Raw genomic sequence first — 15,248 nt, 5'->3', positions numbered from 1 at the left:
CCGGAGGGTTGCTACGAAGCTGTTGTCCTCCGGGTACCCCGGCCACGGCTGCTGCACCTGTACCGGCCGGCCTGAACGATGACAGACGCGACCGCACGTCCGGCTTGTCGTGGCCGAAGCCCGGTTCGGCCGACGTCGGCGGCCAACGGGTGCGAAGCGTGGGCCGACGTCGAGCGCCGGGCGCCGACGCAGCTCCCACGGGTGCTGGAGAGCGCCGCGACCGGCGCCGTCCAGGACGCCCGAACGCCGTCGGGGAAGGCCCGCCACGAGTTCGCCGCGGCTCCGTGATCCCGGCCCACGGCCGAGATCGCTGTGCTCAGCGGTGCGTCTGTGCCGCTGGGCCTGACTTCCCGCCCCCGGTGGACGGAGGCCCGTTCCCGACCGCGGCCCAGGCCAGGGCCGCGGCCACGGCATCCTCCAGTACGGCTGCGAGCCCGTCGGCATGGAGCAGGGGCCCGCCGAGGCGGCGCCACAGGACGCCGGCGCCCGCGCCGACGAAAGCGGCGGCGCTACCCCTGGAAGCCGCCACTGCGGTCGGCTCGCCCGGATAGCGGCGGGCGACAAGCGCACCCGCGACAGCGCCCAGCACGAGCCGCGGGACGAGCCCGGGCCACGAGAGGCGCCCCGGCACGCCAGGCGACTTGTCGGCGATGAATTCCCCCGCGGCCGCCGTCATGACCATGCGTCGCACCCACGGACCACTCACGATGCGTCGGACCGGCGACGAGTCGGCCGACGGCGGAGAGCTCAGGGAGAGCGCGGCCATTCCCCACTGGCTGCGCAGCCCTGTCGCGGCACCGATCAGCACCGGCCGTACCGCTGCCGGGAGTGACGGCGTCATGACAGCCGCTCCCTACCGGACGTGACGCCGCGCGGAGCGGTTGCCGTTACGCGGATCGGGCGAGACACCGTGCCCGGTAGGCGTTTCCTGGCCGACCGGGCGGTCGGGTCGGTGACGACCAGCGGTTTCATGGCCGTCTCCGTGGCATCTGCAGCCGGTGAAGTGGGCGCCAGGTCGCCCACGAGGGCGGGTCCGAGCCTTCCCCGGCTCGATTCGCGGCTCGGAGCGGGAGTGAGGGCGAGCTCGGGGTGGGGCCGCCGAGTCAGGACGCGGGGGCGACGATCAGATGAGTTGCACACGGATGACCACCAGTTCCTCGGTCGTACTCTCTGCGGGAGCCGCCGGATGCCGCCAGTCCGCCGCGTGCGCGCAGCACACGCGGCCCGAGGCCAGACGTCCGGTCCAGGACGAGCCTCCTTTCAGGGCTCATGCGGTTCGGTCCGGCCGCTCCGTGCCGAGGCCGACGGCCCGTGGAGCCGTGCGCACCGGTGTCCCGTCCGGGGAATCGAGCCGACGGGTGGCGATGTGCACGCCGTCCATCAACCGGCCCCCCGACGCTTCGACCGCGCCCAGGCAGAACCGGACCCACATGTTGAGCTGTGCCTCCTTGGCCACGCGCAGACGCGAGTACAGGAGGTCGACCAGACGGCTTCCGGCACGTGCCCACAGCTCGACCTCGAACTCCAGCGGTGCGCCGTCTCCGCCGCGCGCGCGGAAGTGGACCTGCCCGGCCTCCATGTGACCGCGCAGGGTCACCAGACCGAGATGGTCACGGTCGCGGCGGATGACCCTCACGGGGCCGTTCCAGGGGCCCGGCATGACCACCACGAGTTCGTCCGCGAGGCCCAGCCCGCCGGCGCGGGCCGGTGACTGCCCGGAGCGTATGCCCACGACCTCCTTGGGCACGAAGTGCCGGAAGTCCCGGCAGAGTAGGAGCATGAGCCGGTCGGCATCGAGCTGCGCCGAGGCGATGCGCACCATGAAGCGTCGGTGGAACAAAGGGCCGTAGCCGTCCTCCGAGAGTTGCACCCGGTCGTCGAACATCTCGCCGGGTATTGGCGGCGGGCGGTCCCGGTCGTCGCCGCTGCGCTCGCCTCCGCGGTGGAGGGGAGTCGTCGCCCACAGGTAGCGCCAGGTGACCAGGACCGTTCCCAGCACCCACTGTGCGACGACAGTGAGCGCGGGAGGGTAGGGCCGGTGTGGCATCGGGACTTCCTTAAAGGACCTTCAGTGGATGATGCGCATCAATACGCATATTTGACCGAATACCCGGTACTGGGATGGTGACACGTACGGTCGAAAACTGGAGGTGCACATGCTGATACGGCTCCTGCACGGTGCCGGCCTGCGCCGCGATCATCTCCACCTCGCCTCGTTCGCCGCGATCGGCCTGTGCATCGCTCTCTGGATCCGCGCCAAGACCTCCGACCAGGAGCAGCGGGGCAACGCCGAGCGACGCGCGCTGTTCGTCGGGCTGTGGCCACCCATGCTGTGGCTGATCGGCGAGGCGCTGAGGGAACCGCGGTGACAGCGGTCGCCTCACGCGATCGCGCCTTCGGACGCGTCGACACAGTTCGCGTCTGGCGAGGGCTGGCGGACGCTCGCGTCAACTACGCGGTCGAGGAGGTGCGTCGCCCGGCCTGGAACATCGACACCTACAGTTCGTCCCTGCCGGCGGAAGGGCCGGGGCCCCCGGCCCCGGGCGGAACGTGGGAGCGGGCCTGCCGGCTCGTCCGCGACTACGAGTTCTCGCCTCCGCGGATCGTGCGGGCGGTATACGACCCGGAGGCGCCCCTGCTCGGCAGGGACATGCTGCTCGAAGCCCGTTTCCACGGTCTGCGCTTCTATTGCGGGGTGCGCGTCACCGAGGTCGTCGACCGGATCCGCGGCGATGTCCGAGTCTGGGGATGGGCGTACGAGACTCTCGAAGGACACCTCGAACGGGGAAGGGTGACCTACGAGGTGGTGAAGCACTGCGACACGGGTGAGGTGCGATTCGTCGTCTCCTGCTATTCGCAGGGCGCCCCTACCCTGGGCCGAGTCACCCGGTTCGGGTGGCAGCTCTTCGGCCGGCGGACCCAGTTGCGTTTCTACCGGGAGTGCATCGCGCGCCTGCGACGCTTCGTGGAGAGTGCTCCGCACGAACGTCCGGCGCGGCTGACGCGGACGGAGCGCCTGGTGTGCGTGCCGTCCGACGCCCGGTCGCACTGCCTCGACGCCCTCGCGATTCGCCGGGTGGCCCCCGGCTGAGCGCCGATGGCTCCGCCCGCGCCGGCGTTCGGCTTCGGGCCGGGCAGTGTGTGTCCAGGCGTCGGCGGAGTACACCTGGGTGGGGCCGAGGGCCGGGGCCGTGCGGAGGTCAGCGGGTGGGTGGGCGGAACTCGGGCTGGTCGATGATGCGTAGCCAGGTGCCGTCGGGTTGCCGGCGGACCACCTGTGCCCGGGCGCCGGCGCCGTCCTTGGGTGGGGTCGAGGTGAGGGCGATGTCCCCGCAGATCAGCGTCGGAAGCGGCTTCTCCGATTCGAATCGGGGCGCGCCCGCGAGCACCTTCTCCCACAGTTGACGGATGGCTTCCCGGCCGGTCGTCACGCTGCCCGGCGGGTAGGCCATCACCGCGTCCTCCTCGTACAGCGCGGCGAGGCCGGCGGCGTCACAGGCGTTCGCGCGTTCCACGAAGAGGCGGGTGAGGTCCTCCGGCTTCAGGGCCTTCTCGTTCTCGGACACGACGATCCCTTCTTGCGGGTCGAATTACGGCGTGCCCATTTTCAAGCGGTGACTCGACCTAAGTCCAATCAATCGTCATGATCGGTTCTATAAGCGTGAGTTATGGAGCTCGGGCAGTTGAAGTACTTCCTCGCTGTTGCCCAAGAGGCGAACTTCACTCGCGCCGCTGAACCGGGTGGTCGGCGCCGTACCTGTGGCCCGGAGCCGACCTCCCGGCGCATGGGTCTGTCCGGCGCGCTCAGATATGCAGTTCGGGCGGGAAGCCGGTCCAGCGCAGTTCGCTGGGCAGATGCCGCATGTCGTTGAAGAAGAGGACGGAGGCCGGTCTGCCGGGCGCGTAGCGGATGACGGTCAGTGCGGCGTTGCAGTGGTTGACGCCGAGCCAACGCCACTTCGGGGCGTACATGGCGTCCCGGACGAGCCATGCGACCAGGAAGTTGTGGGTGACGACCAGTTCGTGCCGGTCCTCTTCGCCATCCACCGGTCCGGTGAACAAATCCAGCGCCCGGCGAGCCGACTCCGGCCCGTGTTCCCGCTCTTCGTCGGTGGCCCCATCGAGAAAGCGGAGGAAGAAGTCCGCTGATTCAGCTGGGAGTTCGTTCCTTTCGGGCATATAGGGAACGTAGTCGCCGGCGACTTCCGAGACCTGCGTGGGAACGCTCTTCAGCTGCTCTCCGATCAGACGTGCGGACTGCTCCGCCCGTGCCAGCGGACCGTGGTGAACAGCCGCGAAGGGGATGTCCCGGAGGCGTTCGCCGAGCAGGACGGCTTGCCGGCGCCCGTTCTCTGTCAGCCCGCTCTCGTCCGGTGAAGCCTCGCCGTGCCGGGTGAGATAGAGGTAACGGGTTGCCGTGCCGGTCATGGCCAACTCCTCTGGGAATACTGTCGATTGGGCGTATCAACGGACGCCGTCTCCTCCAGTGCCGGTTCCCGCTGCCCGCCAAAGAGAGGCACCGCCTTGGAGAGCTGGTCCTGTTCCTCGCTGCGGGGGCGGGGGCGGGGGTGGGGAGCCTAGGGGCGGTCACCGCGCAGGGGGAACGCTGCTTGGTGCGGCACTGGACCGTGTCCTCGTTGGTCACCGGTTGTCTTCCCGCGTTCCCTGAAGGCCTTACCGCGGCGCCCAGTCGGAAACCGGGTGCGGACTGCCTGCCCGGCGGTGTGTGATCGGGGTATGGCGATCGTGATGGGCAAGCCGGGAGTCGACGGACTGAGCGAGGCCGTGGGTGTGCTGCGGGAGTGGCAGTACGACGGGGCGCCGATGCAACTGCATCCGGGGGACGTCGGATGGTTCTGGCGGTTCGGTGCGGAAGCGACCGCCGCGGCGGTCAGGACGTGGAGCCGGGGCGGACGGATGCTCGCCGTCGGGCTGCTGGACGGTCCAGGGCTGTTGCGGCTGACGTTCGCGCCGGACGCCCAGCGGGACGAGGAGCTGGCGCAGCAGTTGGTCGAGGACGTGAGCGAGCCGGAGCGCGGCGTGCTGCCCGGGGGGAGGGTGAACATCGAGACGCCGATGGGCGCACTGATCCAAGATCTGCTGTCCGAGGGAGGCTGGAAGCTCGACGAGCCGTGGACGCCGCTGTGCCGCGACCTCACAGAGCCGGTGAGGGACCCGGACGTGCGGATCGAGGTGGTCGGGCCGGAACAGGCGCACGTGCGGGCCGCCGTACAGCGGGCGGCGTTCGACGGGTCGAGGTTCACGGACGAGCGCTGGCACGCGATGGCAGCCGGATCGCCGTACGCCGACGCCCGGTGTCTGGTCGCGTACGACGACCAGGGCGACGCGGTGGCGGCGGTGACCGTGTGGTCGGCCGGCCCGGGGAGGCCCGGGTTGCTCGAGCCGATGGGCGTGCACCGGGAACATCGCCGTCGCGGCTACGGCGAGGCGATCACCGTCGCCGCGGCGGCCGCACTCCAGGAGCTGGGCTCGTCGAGCGCGATCGTCTGCACCCCGAGCTCCAACCCCGGCGCCGTCGCCACCTACAGGTCGGCCGGCTTCCGGCCACGCTCCGAGGTCCGGGATCAATACCGGGATGTCCAGGGGACGTGACGCCTTGTCGGTCATGTGTCGAGCCGGACGAGGGCGCAGCCGTCACTGACGACTCGCGCAACTCGTGGGTGTCGGCCGCTTCGTCCTCGGGTGGGCGGGGCGCCGTCAGCGATGGGGGCCTTGCCGGCCGAGGGTCTCCACGGGGGTCGCGCCGGGGCGGGTCCACTGCGGGACGGGGCGGCTGGTCGGACCCCAGGTGGCGTGCCCGTCCGCGTCCGAGCGCCAGTACCAGCACGGGTTGTTCCCCTTGGGCCGACCCTCGGGGTTGTCCTCCCAGGCCTCGCCGCGGCCGTAGGGCGTCATGTCGAGCAGGGCGAGGGACCCGTTGACCGGCTCGTTGCCACGGCCCGTCGTGGAGTAGGTGAGGAACACACGGTCGCCGTCGCGCAGGAAGCAGGTGAGGTGACCCATGTCGCCGCCGACCGGCGCGTCCACGTCGCGCACCGAGTACCAGGGCTGGGTGTAGCCCATGAACTCGACGTACGACGCCACCTCGTCCCAGCGGCCCGTGGTCAGGACGGCGAGCGAGACACCGCGGGCGTTGAGGTAGACGGCGTCCTCCAGGTGCCAGGCCGTGGTGGTGCAGCCCTCGCACTGTCCCTGGTGCGGCGCGTCGTCGTACCACATGTGCTTGTAGACCACGAGCTCGTCGCGGCCCTGGAACAGGTCCAGGAACGGGACCGGTCCGTCGGGTCCGACGACCTCGACCGTCCCGTCGAGTTCCACCATCGGCAGCCGGCGGCGGGCCGCGGCGAGCGCGTCGCTCTCGCGGGTGTGGGCCTTCTCGCGCACCAGAAGTTCGTCACGGGCGGTCTGCCAGGTGGCCAGGTCGACGACGGGTGGCCGTCCTGGCAGCGCGGTGGTCGGGTCGTCCGGCGTGGTCGTCATGGTGTCCTCCGTGTGTCTTGTGTCGGGCAGCGCCCCAGCACGGTCATCAGAAGAGACTCGTGACCCGGCCGGAACTCATCGCGGTGTGGGCACCCTCGGCCGTTCCCGCACGGATCACCTTCTGTGTCAGCCGCGAGGCGGAGAGTCGCCGGGGCCGTGGGGCCGTGGGGCCGTGGGGCCGTGGGGCCGTGGTGCCATCAGCGTGTTCAGCTGGAGACATCGTGTGCCTCCTCGTCTTCCCGAGCCGCCGCCGGGTGGCCGCAGCGGCTCGGGAACGAAGAAGTCAGGCGGCCAGGTGGCGGCCGTAGAATTCCTTCGTCAGGTGCGTGATTGCGGTGGCCGCCGGATCCGGATCCCGTCTCCGACCGGCCACGTCATCGACTCTCACACGCATCGCGCGCATGCGAAATGGGCCGGTTCCGTCCCCGGACACCCGTGTCCCAGGGACAGAATCGGCCCCCTCACACAGGACGCTCGCCCTGCGAGAATTGGCGCCATGAGCAGCAGCACGCACCGCAGTGAGCTGGGTGAATTCCTCAAAGCCCGGCGAATGGACCTCAGCCCGGCCATGGTGGGCCTCGCGGATCCCGGCGGCAGGCGCCGGGTCAAGGGCCTGCGCCGGGAGGAGGTGGCGCTGCTCGCCTCGATCAGCACCGACTACTACACCCGCCTGGAGCAGGGGCGCCGCCAGGCCTCCGCGGAGGTGCTGGACTCCATCGCCCGGGTGCTGCGGCTCGACGAGGACGAGCGCGCGTACATGTTCGGGCTGGTCGGCAAGGACGCGGCCCGGCCGCGCCGTCAGGCCCCGCAGAAGGTACAGCCGCAGCTACGTCGGCTGCTGGACGACCTGACCACCACCCCGGCCATGGTCCTGGGCCGGCGGATGGACGTTCTCGCCTGGAATCCGATGGCCTCCACCCTGCTCGGCGGCTTCGCGGACATCCCTGAGAAGCAGCGCAATTACGTACGCATGGTCTTCCTGGACCCGGCGGTGCGGGCGCTGTACCGGGACTGGGAGGAGGTCGCCCGGACCGGTGTGGCGCAGCTGCGGATGGAGGCCGCCCGCGACCCGCAGGACCCGCGCCTGACCGCCCTGGTCGGCGAGCTCTCGGTGCGGGACGACGACTTCCGCCGCTGGTGGAGCGCCCACCGTGTCGCTGTGCGCGGCATGGGCACCAAGGTGCTGCGCCATCCGGTCGCCGGCGACCTCACGTTGGACTGGAACACCCTCACCTGCGTCACCGACCCCGACCAGCAGCTCGTCACCTACACCGCGGAACCCGGCACCCCCTCCCACGACGGCCTGCGCATCCTCGCCTCCTGGGCCGCGACCGCCGAACGGTCCGACCGGACCGGTTCAGGGCCGGCGGGCGGAGCGGGCTGAGCAGGCCAGGCAGGAACGTATTCCGGTGCTGCCCGGCCTGCTCAGCCTGCTCGGCCAAGAAGGCTTCCTTGCCTTCGTGATCCAACTCGCAGGGGAGCCAGGCTCGTTGAGAACCCTGCGAGTGGACGACGGTTCAGAGAGCGGTCCCCTGAAGAGCGGTCAGCTGTACCTGCACACCGTGATGCCGGCACTCGCGCCGCAGCCGATCTTCGTGTATCCCGGCTGGATCATGTTGTAGTAGTGCCCCCACTTCGTCTTGTAACCCACGCTGTTGCTGTCGTGGTCGGGGTCGGCGTCGTAGGCGCTCTTCTCGCTGGCCCACTGCCCTGTTGCCTGGGTTGGCCCGGAGGACGAGATGTTCTCGGCGGCGTTGTTCACGCTCTCGTCGTGCTGCAGGCCGCCCGCGGTGGATGCCGGGTCGTCGGCCCAGGCCTGGGAGGCCTTGGCGAGCGAGTCGTCCCAGGACAGAGCCGACTGACCGGCCCCCTGGCGCACGCTGTTGGTCTCGGAGACGATGCTCTGTTGATCGGACGAGCTGACGTCGGCGGGCAGGCCCGCCGAACTGGCGACGGTGGCGGTGGCGCCGGTCGCGAGCGCCATGCCTCCGGTCATCAGCGCCGCTGCGACGATGGCCGTGGCCCGCTGATGTACTCGAGTGGGATGCGTCATTTGCGACTCCCTGGTCGCACAGAAAACAGCAGCAAGGGCGCAGCCTTGCTGTGGAGGTACCGGCGTGCATCACGGCTGTCGTCAGCGGGCCGCACGGCCGGCTCATGCGATGGTCTGAAGCCATCGGCGACGAAGTGGTCTGCTCGGCGTCCGCATGGCCGCCTTCGGTAGAACCAGCCTATGTCTGGGGCGTCTCGGCGGCGACCGGAGATGTTGCTCGACGTGCGTGGCCTGAGTCGATGTGAACGGTCGGCTCGGTTCCGGATGGCCGGGGTGGCTGGGGTGGACGGGGTGGCCGGTGGCACTCGGCCACTGCGCACTCGTCGTGTCCGAAGGCGACGGTGGAGGTGAGCGGCGTCAAGTGGGGCCGCGACGCGAGGTGTTCCGCAAGGCGGTGGGCGACGGCCATCGCGCGCGCCGCCGAGTCGGGGCCGGCGGCGGCTTATTGAACGGCGCCCGTCCGCAAGGCGGCCGTGGGGCCGTCCGGCCCCGTGTCGGCGGAGCGGTCGTCCTCTGCTCCGCCGACGGTGCCGTCAGGCGCGGTGATACTGGAGGGGAGCGGAAACCTCGCCGTCGAGCTCGGCCGCGGCGTGGCGGGCCCAGTAGGGGTTGCGCAGGAGTTCACGCCCCAGGAGAACGGCGTCCGCCTCGCCGGCCGCGATGACGGCCTGGGCCTGGGACGGCTCGCTGATCATGCCGACGGCCGCCACGGGCATGCCGGTCTCGCTGCGGATCCGCTGGGCGAAGGGCACCTGGTAGTGGGGGCCCGTCACGATCTTCGCGTCGGGGACGTTGCCGCCGGTGGAGACGTCCATCAGGTCCACGCCGTGGGCCTGCAGTTCCTTGGCGAGCCGGACGGTTTCGTCGGTGGTCCAGCCGTTCCGGTCGTCGTCGGGGTTCTCGGTGATCCAGTCCGTCGCGGAGACGCGGAAGAAGACCGGCAGGTCCTCGGGCCACACGGCGCGGACGGCGTCGACGACCTCCAGGGCGAACCGGATACGGCCCTCGAACGAGCCGCCGTACTCGTCGGTCCGCCGGTTGCTGTGCGGGGAGAGGAACTGGTGGATCAGGTAGCCGTGCGCACCGTGGATCTCGGCGACCTGGAATCCCGCCGCCAGCGCGCGCTCGGCGCCGTCGGCGAACTGCCGGACGATCTCCGCGATCTGTTCCCGGCTCAGCTCGTCCGGCGTCGTCGACGACTCGCTGAAGGGGAGGGCGCTCGGGCCGACCGGCTGCCAGCCGTGGGGCTCGGCCGGGGAGATCTGGCGCCCCCGCTCGACCCAGGTGCGCTCGGTGGAGGCCTTGCGTCCCGCGTGTGCCAGCTGGATGCCGGGAACGGTGCCCTGAGTCTTCAGGAACGCGGTGACGCGCTGGAAGGCGGCGACCTGCGTGTCGTTCCAGATGCCGAGGTCGTAGGGGCTGATCCGTCCCTCGGGGCTGACGGCCGTGGCCTCGGTGATGATCAGACCGGTGCCGCCGGAGGCCCGGGCGGCGAGGTGCGCGAAGTGCCAGTCCGTCGGGGCGCCGGCCGTCTCACCCGCCGGTGCCGCGCTGTACTGGCACATCGCCGGCATCCAGATGCGGTTGGGGATGGTCAGCGACCTGAGGGTGTAGGGGGTGAAGAGGGTGCTCAAGTCCAACTCCTGGTGAGCCTCGGGGCCGGCCTGCGGGGACGCGCCAGTGATCAGCTGGTGTGGCCTGGTCCGACCTCCACGTAAATGCGTACGCCATTATTTTACATCAGCGGTATATCGGCGTCTGCAAGTAATTCCTCGCAGGTCGTCACGGTGGCGCTCGTCCGCCCCGGTGCCCGCACGGCGACCTGGAATCGCGTCACGGGGAGCCCGCCCTGAAGGTGCGCACCGCCGTGGCCGTGACGGCCTCGTGGGTGAAGGAGGCGCGCACGCCCGGCCCCGAGAGCACCGCGGAGTCCCCGGTCAGCCTCACCTCGCTCATCGGCTCGTGCGTCCAGCCGTCGATCTCGAGGTCGCCGACCCTCGTGAGGAGGACCGAGAACTCCATCGCGTTGTGGTCCTGGATCGCGTTGTGGTCCTGACCGGACCCGTCGTCCATGGCGACGGCCGGCAAGCGCCTGGCCTGGAACGTCAGCGTGACGGAGGCGCCGCGCTCGTCGAAGTGGACGCAGTGGAGAGCGAACTCCGTCAGCGCCGGGACGGGACTTCCGAGGGCGCCGCGGATCGGTGCGGGATCCGTCAGTGCGGCTGTCCAGTCAGGGGTGGCCTCGGCGGTGGTCTCAGGGGCGGTCTCGGGGGTGGTCTCGGGGGTGGTTTTAGGGGGGATCTCGGGGGAGGTCTCAGGGGTAGTCATAGAACGGCTTCACGGTCGTGTCGGGCAGAGCGGTGTAGCGGAGCTGGTCCACACGGCTCCCGAACCGGCGGCGGGCGCGGTACGGGTCGCCGTCCCCCGAGCGATACGCGTTCACGTGACTCACCAGCAGGCTGTCGGCGCAGGTGAAGTCCAGTTCGAACCCCTCGCCCCGAAGGGAGACGCGCAGTCTGCGGTGGTCCAGCGGTGCATGTGTCATGTCGGTCCGCCGGCCGGCGGGAAGGCCCCGCATGCGCAGTTCGCCGGTCGCCACGAAGGACACCTGGCATTCGACGCGGTCGCATCCGGCGTCCACCCACTCCTGCGGCGCGGTGTCCGCGAAACGGGGCAGGTCGAGCCGCAGCTTGAGGGTGGGGCCGTAAGGGCTGAGGTGTACGGATCGCAGGGGCACCTGTTCCAGCGGTGGTATCGACGTGTAGTAGCGCGTCAGAAGCTCGGGATTGGACACCAGGGTGTCCCAGGTCGCGATGGCGATGTCCGTACTCCTGGGTGTCGGCGGGGCGGCTCGGCCGAGGGGGGCGCCGCGGCTCGGGGCTCTCGCCTTGCAGGGTCTCACTCCGCCCGCCCTCCTCGCCCGGTCAGGGGCTCGCGATCAGGGCCCGGAACCAGGGGCTGGGCCCGCGAGGGGCGGGACGCCCGCCGTTCGTCCGGGCGACTGCCCGGCGATCGGAAGGTTTGGCGGCGGGAATCCCGGCCACCCGGAGATATGTACGGATTGTTCCCGTTCTCAGGAGGTCGATCATGGCGCACAGTGAGAAGAGCCGGGCCAAGGCCGAACAGGCCAAGGGCAAGATCAAGGAGACGACCGGCCGCGCGGTGGGCAACGAGCAGATGACCGTCGAAGGCCGTGCCGAGAAGGCCAAGGGTGACGCCCGCCAGGCCAAGGAGAAGGTCAAGGACGTCTTCAAGGACTGACCCAGCGCGAACCGCAGGCACCGGTCACCCGGCTCCCGCCACCGATCGCCCCACCGATCACCCCCCACCGGAAACCAGGTGCCGCGGATCAACCCCCACCGGAAACCCGGTTCCGTGGATCAGCCACCCCCGGACCGCCAGGCGGACAGCGCGGCCAGTGCCCCGCTCCGCCGGTCGGCCGGGCAGTGGCTGACGCGGAGGGAGGTCTCGGCCAGGGCGCCGACGGCCTCGGCGTCCAGGGCGAAGTGCGTGCGGACGAGTTCGTACTCCTGGAGGAGCGAACTGCCGGTGAAGAGAGGGCCGTCGCTGTTGAGGGTGACCGGGACGCCCGCGGCCAGCAAGCGCGGCAACGGGTGGCGGGACAGTGAGGGGAACACCGCCAGCTGGACGTTGGAGGTGGGGCAGACGTCCAGGCATATCTGACGTTCCGCCAGTTCCGCGAGGAGGTGGGGGTCCTCGACGGCGCGGACGCCGTGGCTGACGCGGCGGGCGCCCAGGGCCTCCACACAGGCGCGTACGCTGTCCGCGCCCGCGCCCTCACCGCCGTGCGGAACCGCGGGCAGGCCCGCGTCGCGGGCGCGCGCGAAGATGTCCGCGAAGCGTTCCGCGGGATGGTTCGCCTCGTCGCCGGCGAGGCCGAGGGCGACCACCCCCGCGTCGCGGTAGCGGATCGCGAGCGCGAGGGACCGTTCGGCCGCCGACATCGGCAGGCCCCGGTTCACCCCCAGGACGACACCGGCGGCACTGGCGCCCCCGACCGCGGCCGAACCGGCGCGCAGCCCGTCCAACACCGCATCCAGGACACCCTCGTCCGGGCCGAGACGGCCGGCGTACGTCGGCGGGAAGACGTGCACCTCGGTCCACACCACCCCCTGCGCGGCCGCCTCCTCGACGAGTTCTCGCGCGACGCGGTGCAGGTCGTCGAGGGTGCCGACGAGGTCACGGGCGCGTTCGTAGGCGTGCACGAACGCGCCGAGCCCGGCGAAGGGGCCGGCCGGGGGCAGCGGCCTGCCGGCACGGTCCGCCAGCTCGGCGGCGGTGCCGGGGCGCATGGACGCCTCGAGGTGGAGGTGCAGTTCGGCCTTGGGGAGCGCGGCGAGGCCGTGGCGGGTCACTGGTGCCCCAGGTAGACGGTCTTGGTCCAGGTGTAGAAGTCGACCGAGGCGGTGCCCTGTTCGCGGAAGGTGTTGGTGGAGGAGTCCTTGACGCCGCCGAAGGGCACGTTCAGGTCCAGGCCCGTGGTGGGGCGGTTGACCTTGACGACGCCGGCCTGGACCCGCGCCGCGAAGTCGTGCGCGCGGGCGAGCGAGGTGGTGCAGATGCCGGCCGCGAGACCGTACGCGGAGTCGTTGACCCGGGCCAGTCCCTGCTCGTAGTCGTCCACGGCGAGGACCGCGACGACCGGGCCGAAGATCTCCTCACGTGCCGCGTCCGAGGAGTGGTGGACCTCGGTGAGGACGGTCGGGCGGAGCAGCAGGCCCTGCGTGGCCGGGCCGCCCGTGGCCACGTGCGCGCCCTGCTCACGGGCCCGTTCGATCGCGGCGGTGTCCACGGCGAGCTGGGCCTCGCTCACCACCGGGCCGAGGGTCGTACCCGGCAGCAGGCCGTCGCCCGGCACGTGCGCCTCCGCCTCCTCGACCAGCGCGGCGGTGAACGCCTCGCGGATCCCCGGGGTGACGTAGACCCGCGACGTGGCCGTGCACACCTGCCCGGTCGCGCCGAACGCGCCCGCCGCGACCACCCTGGCCGCGGCGGCCGGGTCGGCGTCGTCGAGCACCAGGTAGGCGTTCTTGCCGCCCATCTCCAGCTGGACCCGGGCCCGGCGCGCGGACAGGACACGGTGCAGGCCCTGCCCGACCGTCGTGGAACCGGTGAAGGACAGTGCGGCCACCCGCCTGTCCCGGGCCAGCGCGTCACCGACGACGGCGCCACGGCCGTGCACCACGTTGAGTACGCCCCCGGGCAGACCGGCCTCGACCAGGACGGAGGCGAGGTGGTGGGCGGAGAGCGGGGTCAGCTCGGCGGGCTTCAGTACGACGGTGTTGCCGGTGACGAGCGCCGGCGCGGCCTTCCAGGCCGGGATGGCGATGGGGAAGTTCCACGGGGTGATGAGCGCCGCGGTGCCGAGCGGCTCGCGACGGGTCAGGACCTGGGTGTCGGGCAGGCCGCTGGGCAGCACCTCACCGGTGGCCCGCCAGCCGAGGGCGCCGAAGAAGCGCAGCACGTCGATGGCGCGCCGCACCTCGCCCCTGGCCTCGGGCAGCGTCTTGCCCTCCTCCCGCACCAGGTCGCGGGCCACGTCCTCGTGGCGGGCGCGCAGCAGCTCGGCGGCGTCGAGGAGGATCGCGCCGCGCGCGGGCGCGGGAGTCGCGGCCCAGTCGGCCTGGGCTTGCTGAGCGGCCGTCACGGCGGCATGGGCGTCGGCGGTGGTCGCCGAGGGCGCGACGGCGACGACCTCCTCGGGGCGCGCCGGATTGCGGCGCTCGACGGTCGGCTCGCCGGTCCACTCGCCGCCGATGAGATGGCGGACGGTCACGGTGGCCGGGGTGGCAGCAGTGGCCGGGGTGGTCGGGCTGGTCACGGTCGTCGGGGTTGGGGTGTACGTCGTGGTCATGGTGCGGGTTCTCCGTTCGAGGCGGGCTGGGGAACCGGATGCTCACAGCGCGCGGACGAGGCCGCCGTCGCAGCGCAGCGCGGTGCCCGTGATGTAGGAGGCGGGCACGCCGCAGAGGAACGCGGCCGCGGCGCCGAACTCCTCGGGGCGGCCGTAGCGTCCGGCCGGGATGGCCGCCCGGGACTCGGCCGCGACCTGTTCGACGCCGCGGCCGGTGCGCTCCGCCGCAGCGGCGTCCAGCGCGGCGACCCGGTCGGTGGCGATGCGGCCCGGCAGGAGCAGATTCACGGTGACGCCGTCCGCCGCGACCTCCGCTGCCAGCGTCTTGAGGTGGCCCGCCAGCGCGGCGCGGCCGAGGTTCGAGGGGGCGAGGCCGGCCAGCGGGGCGGCGACGCCGCTCGACCCGATGGCGAGCAGCCGCCCGAAGCCACGGGCGCGCATGCCGGGCAGGGCGAGCCCGATCAGCCTCAACTGGGGGCGCAGCAGCAGGTCGACGGCCGTGGTGAGGTCGTCCGAGGTGACGTCGGCGGCCGTACCGGGCCGCGGGCCGGGGCCGTTGAGGACGAGGACGTCCGGTTCCCCGCCCAACGCCGCGACGGCACCGGCGTACAGCGCGTCGGCGCCCTCGGGTGCCAGAAGATCGCCCGGGACGGCTACGGCGCCGGGCAGTTCGGCGGCGAGCGCGCGGGCCCGGTCGCCACGCCGTCCGGTGACGGCCACCAGGGCTCCCTCCGCGGCGAGGGCGCGGGCGGTGGCCTCGCCGAGGCCGCTGGTGGAGGCGCAGACCAGGGCCCGGCGGCCGGTCAGTCCGAGGTCCAC

Annotated in this window: 17 protein-coding genes; 5 read left to right on the top strand and 12 right to left on the bottom strand. The window is 71.6% G+C overall.

The features are described from left to right. Window positions 1-316: 316 nt before the first annotated feature. Window positions 317-841: a hypothetical protein gene (locus OIB37_RS03485; RefSeq protein ID WP_330456008.1), complete on the bottom strand. Its 525-nt coding sequence runs from the start codon at window positions 839-841 to the stop codon at window positions 317-319. A gap of 426 nt (window positions 842-1,267) precedes the next feature. Further along, on the bottom strand, window positions 1,268-2,047 hold the full coding sequence (locus tag OIB37_RS03480) for a hypothetical protein (RefSeq protein ID WP_330456007.1): 780 nt from the start codon (window positions 2,045-2,047) through the stop codon (window positions 1,268-1,270). Between the two features lie 109 nt (window positions 2,048-2,156). On the opposite strand from OIB37_RS03480, the gene OIB37_RS03475 reads away from it, so the two are divergent. After that, a complete protein-coding gene (locus OIB37_RS03475; RefSeq protein WP_330456006.1) occupies window positions 2,157-2,369 on the top strand; it encodes a hypothetical protein in 213 nt (70 codons plus the stop codon). Beyond that, window positions 2,366-3,091: a DUF1990 family protein gene (locus OIB37_RS03470; protein ID WP_330456005.1), complete on the top strand. Its 726-nt coding sequence runs from the start codon at window positions 2,366-2,368 to the stop codon at window positions 3,089-3,091. Before OIB37_RS03475 ends, OIB37_RS03470 begins: the two co-directional genes overlap by 4 nt. A 109-nt stretch (window positions 3,092-3,200) precedes the next feature. On the opposite strand, the gene OIB37_RS03465 is transcribed toward OIB37_RS03470, so the two are convergent. Together OIB37_RS03465 and OIB37_RS03460 are read right to left on the bottom strand one after the other, a co-directional pair. Then, window positions 3,201-3,566, bottom strand: a complete 366-nt coding sequence (locus OIB37_RS03465; protein ID WP_330456004.1) for a YybH family protein — start codon at window positions 3,564-3,566, stop codon at window positions 3,201-3,203. A 238-nt stretch (window positions 3,567-3,804) separates the two neighbouring features. Then, a complete protein-coding gene (locus OIB37_RS03460; RefSeq protein WP_330456003.1) occupies window positions 3,805-4,428 on the bottom strand; it encodes a histidine phosphatase family protein in 624 nt (207 codons plus the stop codon). 309 nt (window positions 4,429-4,737) lie between these two features. Here OIB37_RS03460 and OIB37_RS03455 point away from each other — a divergent pair, with 309 nt between their 5' ends. Further along, entirely contained in the window at window positions 4,738-5,613 is an 876-nt protein-coding gene (locus OIB37_RS03455; RefSeq protein WP_330456002.1) for a GNAT family N-acetyltransferase, read from the top strand. Window positions 5,614-5,718: 105 nt separating this feature from the next. On the opposite strand, the gene OIB37_RS03450 is transcribed toward OIB37_RS03455, so the two are convergent. Further along, a complete protein-coding gene (locus OIB37_RS03450; RefSeq protein ID WP_330456001.1) occupies window positions 5,719-6,501 on the bottom strand; it encodes a DUF899 domain-containing protein in 783 nt (260 codons plus the stop codon). Between the two features lie 496 nt (window positions 6,502-6,997). Here OIB37_RS03450 and OIB37_RS03445 point away from each other — a divergent pair, with 496 nt between their 5' ends. Further along, entirely contained in the window at window positions 6,998-7,885 is an 888-nt protein-coding gene (locus OIB37_RS03445; RefSeq protein WP_330456000.1) for a helix-turn-helix domain-containing protein, read from the top strand. Window positions 7,886-8,044: 159 nt separating this feature from the next. On the opposite strand, the gene OIB37_RS03440 is transcribed toward OIB37_RS03445, so the two are convergent. The 4 genes from OIB37_RS03440 to OIB37_RS03425 form a co-directional block, all read right to left on the bottom strand. Next, the gene (locus tag OIB37_RS03440) at window positions 8,045-8,554 is read right to left on the bottom strand and encodes a CAP domain-containing protein (RefSeq protein ID WP_330455999.1); all 510 of its coding nucleotides are present in this window, start codon (window positions 8,552-8,554) and stop codon (window positions 8,045-8,047) included. Window positions 8,555-9,087: 533 nt separating this feature from the next. Next, window positions 9,088-10,188 (bottom strand): NADH:flavin oxidoreductase/NADH oxidase, encoded by a 1,101-nt coding sequence (locus tag OIB37_RS03435; protein WP_330455998.1) that lies wholly within the window; start codon window positions 10,186-10,188, stop codon window positions 9,088-9,090. Between the two features lie 199 nt (window positions 10,189-10,387). Beyond that, window positions 10,388-10,882 carry a hypothetical protein gene (locus OIB37_RS03430; protein WP_330455997.1) on the bottom strand — a complete coding sequence of 165 codons (495 nt, stop codon included), beginning with the start codon at window positions 10,880-10,882 and terminating at the stop codon, window positions 10,388-10,390. After that, on the bottom strand, window positions 10,869-11,456 hold the full coding sequence (locus OIB37_RS03425) for an Imm50 family immunity protein (protein ID WP_330455996.1): 588 nt from the start codon (window positions 11,454-11,456) through the stop codon (window positions 10,869-10,871). The genes OIB37_RS03430 and OIB37_RS03425 overlap by 14 nt, the downstream gene beginning before the upstream one ends. A 185-nt stretch (window positions 11,457-11,641) precedes the next feature. Between OIB37_RS03425 and OIB37_RS03420 the strand changes: the two genes are divergently transcribed. Beyond that, window positions 11,642-11,815, top strand: coding sequence for a CsbD family protein (locus OIB37_RS03420; protein ID WP_330455995.1), 174 nt, complete (start codon window positions 11,642-11,644; stop codon window positions 11,813-11,815). Window positions 11,816-11,934: 119 nt separating this feature from the next. Here OIB37_RS03420 and add read toward each other — a convergent pair whose 3' ends face one another. Genes add through OIB37_RS03405 form a run of 3 tightly spaced genes read right to left on the bottom strand, consistent with a single transcriptional unit; the run spans window position 11,935 to window position 15,248 of the window. Next, window positions 11,935-12,930 carry an adenosine deaminase gene (gene add / locus OIB37_RS03415; protein WP_330455994.1) on the bottom strand — a complete coding sequence of 332 codons (996 nt, stop codon included), beginning with the start codon at window positions 12,928-12,930 and terminating at the stop codon, window positions 11,935-11,937. After that, window positions 12,927-14,429: an aldehyde dehydrogenase family protein gene (locus OIB37_RS03410; protein WP_330455993.1), complete on the bottom strand. Its 1,503-nt coding sequence runs from the start codon at window positions 14,427-14,429 to the stop codon at window positions 12,927-12,929. Before OIB37_RS03410 ends, add begins: the two co-directional genes overlap by 4 nt. 42 nt (window positions 14,430-14,471) lie before the next feature. Beyond that, on the bottom strand, window positions 14,472-15,248 hold the full coding sequence (locus tag OIB37_RS03405) for an SDR family oxidoreductase (protein ID WP_330455992.1): 777 nt from the start codon (window positions 15,246-15,248) through the stop codon (window positions 14,472-14,474).

The organism is Streptomyces sp. NBC_00820 (genome assembly GCF_036347055.1).
Classification (GTDB): domain Bacteria; phylum Actinomycetota; class Actinomycetes; order Streptomycetales; family Streptomycetaceae; genus Streptomyces.
This window is presented reverse-complemented; position numbering and strand designations above follow the sequence as displayed.